Source organism: Streptomyces hygroscopicus subsp. hygroscopicus (assembly GCF_001553455.1).
GTDB lineage: Bacteria > Actinomycetota > Actinomycetes > Streptomycetales > Streptomycetaceae > Streptomyces > Streptomyces hygroscopicus.
The window spans coordinates 1-5,382 of the sequence record NZ_BBOX01000588.1 but is presented as its reverse complement, the minus strand read 5'-3'; the positions used below and the strand labels follow the sequence as shown (position 1 = coordinate 5,382).

Here is a 5,382-nt window from a genome sequence, read left to right as displayed (position 1 = left end):
GGAACCCGGCGGGTAGGCGAGCACCGCGTCGGGCTCGTAGAGCTCGGCCAGCCCTTCGGCGTCACCGGCGTTGGCGCGCTCCACGAACAGCCGGGCCAGGTCCTCGGGGGTGGTGGCGCGGTCACGGGTGCGGGTCATGGTCGACTCCTTTGGTCCGTCCTGTTCTCGGTGCCTCCACTCTCCAGCGGGCGCGACCAGAAGTCCAAGAGATGGTGTGTCTGATTGCTAGAATCAGCGGTTATGGAACTGCGGCAGCTCGCATACTTCGTGGCGGTGGCCGAGGAGCGGAACTTCACCCGGGCCGCCGAGAAGGTGCACGTGGCCCAGCCCGGGGTCAGCGCACAGATCCGGCGGCTGGAGCGCGAGCTGGGCCAGGAGCTGCTGGACCGTTCGGGCCGCTCGGTGCGGCTGACCGAGGCGGGCGCGGCGGTGCTGCCCTACGCCCGAGCGGCGCTCGCGGCGGTGGAGGGCGCCCGGCTCGCGGTCGGCGAGCTGACCGGACTGCTGCGCGGGCATGTCGCGGTGGGGACGGTGACCTCGCACAACGTGGATCTGCCGGGGCTGCTGGCGGAGTTCCACCAGGCCCATCCCGCGGTGGAGATCACCCTGACCGAGGCCACCTCGGACGAGCTGCTGGCGGGCCTGCGCACCGGGCGGCTCGACGCGGCGATCGTCAGCGTGGGCGCCACCACCCCGGCCGGTGTCGAGCTGGAGGTGATCACGGATCAGCCGATCGTGGCCGCGGTCGGCCATGACCACGAGCTCGCCGCGCACTCCGTCATCTCGCTGGACACCCTGCGGGGCCGGGCGCTGATCAGCCTGCCGCGCGGCACGGGGCTGCGCACCCGGATCGACGAGGCGTGTACGGCCGCCGGTTTCACCCCGCACATCGCGTTCGAGGCCAGCGATCCGGAGGTGCTGGCGCAGCTCGCCGAGCGGGGGCTGGGCGCGGCGATCCTGCCCGGCGCGTTCGCCGAGGCGCGGTCGGACCGGCTGCGGACGCTCCGCATCGACCGGCCCGCCCTGCGGGGGCGGCTGGCGTTCGCCTGGCGGGCGCAGGGCCCGAGCGGTCCGGCCGGCCGGGCCCTGGTCGAGCGCGCCCGCACCACCCTGGGCGGCCGGCCCTCCCCGGCGCCCGGCTCCGCCACCGGCTGAGGTAAGGAGTCACCTCCATGGACACGCGTGACATGACCCGTTGACAGCCCACCGGGGAAGATCCCACAATGACGGCCATGACCAGGCACCGGTTCGACTCCACGGGACACGTTCGCGTTCCGGACCGGACCGGGTGTACGCGCTCGGGCCACTGACCGGAATTCTCCGCATTCCGCGGCCCATCGCTCTCGCGTCCCCGAGGCCACGCCGGTCATTTCCCCGATGATCCGGGCATCACGACGATCCGGACGACACTCCCGTGGTTCCCCGCGGCACGAGGGCACCTCTCCCCGCCTGCCCCCCTTTCCGTGTCACGCATGAGGAGACGCCATGACCGTCGTCGACACCCCACCAGCGGCTCTGCGCGAGGCCCCCGTACCGCCGGACGGAATGTACGAGGGCCCGCGCGTCCTGCGCCGGCTGCCCGACGGGTGGGAGGAGCGCCCGTACGAGCGGTTCGAGGTCGCTCCCCTGGGACGCGTCATCGGCGCCGAGATCCGCGGCCTGGACCTGTCCCGGCCGCTGGACCCCGCGCTGCGCGAGGAGCTGAACCGCGCGCTGCTGGAGTGGAAGGTGCTCTTCTTCCGCGGCCAGCACCTCACCCCCGAGGCACAGCGCCAGTTCGCCCGCCACTGGGGCGAGTTGGAGACCAATCCGCTGCTCGCCGCCGGTTCCAGCGAGGACGTCGTCCGCTTCGACAAGGGCTCCGGCGCCACGCCGACCTTCGAGAACGTCTGGCACGCCGACGTCACCTTCCGGGAGCGGCCCGCGCTCGGCGCCGTGCTGCAGCTGCGCGAGGTGCCGCCGGTGGGCGGGGACACCATGTGGGCGGACATGGCGGCCGCGTACGACAACCTCCCGGCGGAGGTGAAGGCCCGCATCGACGGTGCCACCGCGGTCCACGACTTCATCCCCGGATTCGCCCGCTTCTACGGGCCCGAGCGGCTCGCCCCGTTCCAGGAGACGTTCCCGCCGGTCGAGCACCCGGTCGTGCGCACCCATCCGGAGACCGGCCGGCGGATGCTGTTCGTCAACACCTCCTTCACCACCCGGATCACCGGGATGGAGCGGGCGGAGAGCGACCGGCTGCTGAGCTTCCTGTGCCGGCAGGCGCACGTTCCGGAGTACCAGGTGCGTTTCCACTGGCAGCCGGGCGATGTCGCGTTCTGGGACAACCGGGCCACGCAGCACTACGCGGTCAACGACTACGCCCCGCACCGCAGGGTCGCCGAGCGCGTCGCCATCGAGGGCGACCGGCCGTTCTGAGGTCCGCCGCCCGGCGGTGGCCCCGGTACGGTGATTTCCGGTCACCCGTCCCGAGCGCGTACCCGGCCAGGATGCGCTCGAGACGGATGAAACCATGCACGGTGGGGGCCGCACCGGAGGTATAACCGTTGCGGAGTGGTCAGTTGACGGTCCGAACGGAAGGCGACGGGTGCGATACCGGGTCCTGGGGGCGCTGGAGCTGCGCAACGGCGAGGGATGGGCTTCCCTGGGGCCGGCGAAGTGGCGGATGCTGCTCTCGGTGCTGCTCTGCCACGCCAACCAGACCGTCTCCACCGAGCGGCTCCTGGACGAGCTCTGGGGCGAGGGCCGGGTGCCCCAGAGCGCCACCAAACTGCTGCAGACCTATGTCTCCCGTCTCCGGCAGACCCTGGGCGACGAGTCCGGGCAGACCCTGATCACCGAGAAGCAGGGCTACAAGGCGCACGGCTACCGGCTGGCCGTGGAGGCCGCCGAGTTCGACGCCCACCGCTTCGAGCAGCTGGTCGAGGAGGGGCGGCGGTCCCTGGACCGGGAGGCGCCCGAGGCCGCCGCGGAACGGTTGCGCGAGGCGCTGGCGATGTGGCGCGGCACCCCGTTCGCCGATGTGCCCCCGACCCCGGCGGTGGCGGCGGAGGCCACCCGGCTCGAGGAGTGCCGGCTGCAGGCCGTGGACGCCCGGATCGAGGCGGACCTGCGGTGCGGGCGGCATACGGCCGTTCTGGGCGAGCTGGAGGCGCTGACCGCCGAGCACCCGTTCCGGGAGGAGCTGCGCGGCCGGCTGATGCTGGCCCTGTACCGGTCCGGCCGGCAGGCCGACGCGCTGGCCGCCTACCGGGATCTGCACCGGCTGCTGGGCGAGGAGCTCGGGGTCGAGCCGACCCCGCCGCTGCGCCGGCTCCACGAGCGGATCCTGAGCGCCGACGCCTCCCTGACGGCGGAGCCCGCCCCGGAGGAGGAGCGGCCCGCGCCCGCCGCCGCGCCCCGCAGGGCCCACCGGGGCCCGCGCCAGCTGCCGCCCGGCAGCCCCGCGTTCACCGGCCGCCACGGCGAGGTCGCGGTGATCCAGGCGCTGCTGGACGCGACCGGGGACGCGGAGGCGGACGCGGGGGGGCGTTCCATGGTGCTCGCGGCCATCGACGGCACCGGCGGAGTCGGCAAGTCGGCCCTGGCCATCCACGCCGCGCACCGGCTCGCCGACCGCTTCCCCGACGGCCAGCTCTATGTCGATCTGTACGGGGCGACCGCCGGGCAGTCGGCCCTCGACCCCGGCGAGGTGCTCGGCCGGTTCCTGCGCGCCCTCGGCGTGGACGGCTCGAGCGTGCCGGGCGACACCGACGAGGCGTCCGCGCAGTTCCGTTCGCTGGCGGCCGGCCGGAGGCTGCTGGTGATCCTGGACAACGCCGCGAGTGTGGACCAGGTGCGGCCGCTGCTCCCCGCCGGGCCGGGCTGCGCCGCGCTGGTCACCAGCCGCGAGATGCTGACCACCCTGGAGGGCGCCACCCATCTGCATCTGGACGTGCTCCCCCAGGACCAGGCGGTGGCGCTGCTGGAGCGGGTGGTGGGCGTGGAGCGGGTGCGGGCCGAGCCCGCGGAGGCGGAGGAGATCACCCGGCTGTGCGGCGGGCTGCCGCTGGCGCTGCGGATCGCCGGGGCCCGGCTGGCCGCCCGCCCCGCGTGGCCGCTGCGCACCCTGGTGGCCAAGCTGACCGACGCCCGCGGCCGGCTGGACGAGCTGCGGTTCGGCGATCTGGCCGTCCGCATCAGCTTCCAGGTGAGCTACGAGGGGTTCCGGCTCGGGCGGCGCTCCGACGACCTGGACGCGGTCCGCGCGTTCCGGCTGCTCAGCGTGGTGCACGGCGACGATGTCAGCCTGCCGGTGGCCGCCGCGCTGCTGGACCTGCCCGCCGACCGCACGGAGAACGCGCTGGAGCGGCTGGTCGACGCCCAGCTCCTGGAGAGCCGGGACTCCGTCCGTTACCACATGCACGACCTGCTGCGGCTCTTCGCCCTGGAACAGGCGGAGCAGGAGGAGCCCGCGGCGGAGCGCTCGGCGGCGCTGGAGCGGGTGCTGTCCTGCTACGCGGCCACCGCCCAGCAGGCGGTCACCCTGCTCGACCCGCTCCGCCCCTGGCCCCGGCAGCCCGTCGAGGCCCCGGCGGTCCCGCTGACCGGCCACGACGAGGCGGAGAGCTGGCTGCGGACCGAGCTGCCCAATCTCCTGGCCGCCGTCGCCCACGCGGCCGAGCCCGCCCAGCCCGAGGCGATCGCACGCCTGGGGCTGCGGCTGACCCGGGCGCTCCAGTGGTTCCTCTTCCCCCGGGCCCACGCCCAGGACCTGCAGACGGTCAACGAGCTGGCCATCGAGACCGCCCGCCGCCTGGGCGACCCGGAGAGCGAGGCGTGGGCGCTGGACGGCCTCTCCGCCGCGTACTGGCTGCAGCACAGCTATGACGACGTGCGGGCCTGCCTGGAGGCGGCCCTGGAGATCTGGAGCGGACTGGGCCACCGGGAAGGCGCGTCGCGCTCCTTGATCAATCTCGCGGACGCGCTGTGCGAACTGGGCCTGTTCGAGGAGGCCATCACGGTGCAGGAGCGGCAGCTGGCGCTGGCCCGGGAGGCCGGGGACCTGCCGGCCGAGGTGATCGGCCTGGGCAACCTCGGCCGGGCCCACCGGGGCCTGGGCCGCCCCGAGGACGCCCTGACCTGTTTCAAGGAGAGCCTGGAGTACGCCCGCCGCACGGGCAACATCCACCACGAGGGCTTCGCGCTGTACGAGATGGGGATCACCTACATGGAGCAGGGCAGGTTCCCCGAGGGCCGGGCCCATATGGACCAGGCCCTGCCCGTGTGGAAGCGCCCCGGTACGTACGAGAGCTGGCGCGGGCACACCTGGAGCGGGCTCTTCCCCGCCTGTATGACCCTGCGGATCGGACCCGGCCCGCACTGAGGCCGCCCCGCCCC

3 protein-coding genes and 1 pseudogene are annotated in these 5,382 nt (G+C 73.9%); 3 read left to right on the top strand and 1 reads right to left on the bottom strand.

Translation table 11 applies throughout. From position 1 onward, the window contains the following. Positions 1-138: pseudogene (locus AXW62_RS46520) on the bottom strand (DUF4440 domain-containing protein); the annotation flags it as partial. Between the two features lie 102 nt (positions 139-240). Between AXW62_RS46520 and AXW62_RS39040 the strand changes: the two are divergent. The 3 genes from AXW62_RS39040 (at position 241) to AXW62_RS39030 (ending at position 5,368) form a co-directional block, all read left to right on the top strand. Then, positions 241-1,155, top strand: coding sequence for a LysR family transcriptional regulator (locus AXW62_RS39040; protein WP_060948499.1), 915 nt, complete (start codon positions 241-243; stop codon positions 1,153-1,155). A gap of 330 nt (positions 1,156-1,485) precedes the next feature. Next, positions 1,486-2,421, top strand: a complete 936-nt coding sequence (locus AXW62_RS39035) for a TauD/TfdA dioxygenase family protein (protein WP_102884938.1) — start codon at positions 1,486-1,488, stop codon at positions 2,419-2,421. A gap of 169 nt (positions 2,422-2,590) precedes the next feature. Continuing rightward, the gene (locus tag AXW62_RS39030) at positions 2,591-5,368 is read left to right on the top strand and encodes an AfsR/SARP family transcriptional regulator (RefSeq protein WP_060948498.1); all 2,778 of its coding nucleotides are present in this window, start codon (positions 2,591-2,593) and stop codon (positions 5,366-5,368) included. The last annotated feature ends 14 nt before the right edge of the window (positions 5,369-5,382 follow it).